A 1,024-nucleotide genomic window follows, 5' to 3' on the forward strand; every position below is an offset into this window, starting at 1 on the left:
ACGGCGGTCAGGCCCTGGAAGGCGGGCCCGTACTCCAGACCGGCCGCACGCCGGCCCTCGTAGAACCCGTCCAGATCCACCTGCTCGGCCCCAGCGGGCGGCCACACCGAGAAGTCGAACTCCGCGCTGTCACCGGCCTGTTCGACGAGTGAACCGGTCGCATGCCGCGTCCACGGTGTCTCAGGCCCGGCGTCCTGAGCGGCGGAATACAGGCTGACTGCACGCCGCCCGTCCTCCAGCCCACCCACGACCACCTGAACCCGCACCCCACCGGAACCGGGAAGCACCAACGGAGCCTCGATCACCAACTCCTCGACTGTGCTCGCACCCGCCTCGTCACCGGCCCGCACCACCAGCTCGACCAGCGCAGCACCCGGCACGACGACCGTCCCGGCCACCGCGTGGTCCGCCAGCCACGGGTGGCTGCGCAGTGAGAGCAGTCCCGTCGTCAACACCCCGCCTGACTCCGGCAGTTGAGTGGCCGCCCCGAGAACGGGGTGGTCGGCGGAGAGGAGGCCCAGTGAGACGGCGTCGGAACGGGTCTCAAGGGGGCGCAGCCAGTACCAGTCGCGCTGGAAGGCGTAGGTCGGCAGACCGACCCGGCGTCCCCCCGGCGCGAGCGCGGCCAGGTCGACGGCAACGCCGTACTCGAAGAGCCGTCCGACCGCGGTCACCGCGGCCCGCGCCTCGGGGACGTCCGCCCGTTGGAAGGGCACGAACAGCGCGTCCTCGGTGGCGCACTCCTGCCCCAGCGCGGTGAGCACACCGGCGGGCCCGAGTTCGAGGAACGCGGTGACGCCCTGCGCCTGGAGCGAGGTGACGGCGTCGGCGAAACGGACGGCTTCGCGGACGTGGCGGACCCAGTACTCGGGGGATGTCAGCTCGCCCGAAGTCGCGGGCTTTCCGGTGACGTTGGAGACCACACCGAACCGCGGCTCGCTGTAGGTAAGGCTGTCGGCGACCTGGCGGAACTCCTCCAGCATCGGGTCCATCAGCACCGAGTGGAAGGCGTGACTGACCGTCA

Annotated in this window: 1 protein-coding gene; it reads right to left on the reverse strand. The window is 71.2% G+C overall.

The window, feature by feature from the left end:
• Nucleotides 1-1,024: acyltransferase domain-containing protein (locus tag ACWDR3_RS47850; RefSeq protein ID WP_450358958.1), on the reverse strand; the 1,024-nt coding region annotated here is incomplete at both ends.

The organism is Streptomyces sp. NPDC001002, from assembly GCF_053599215.1.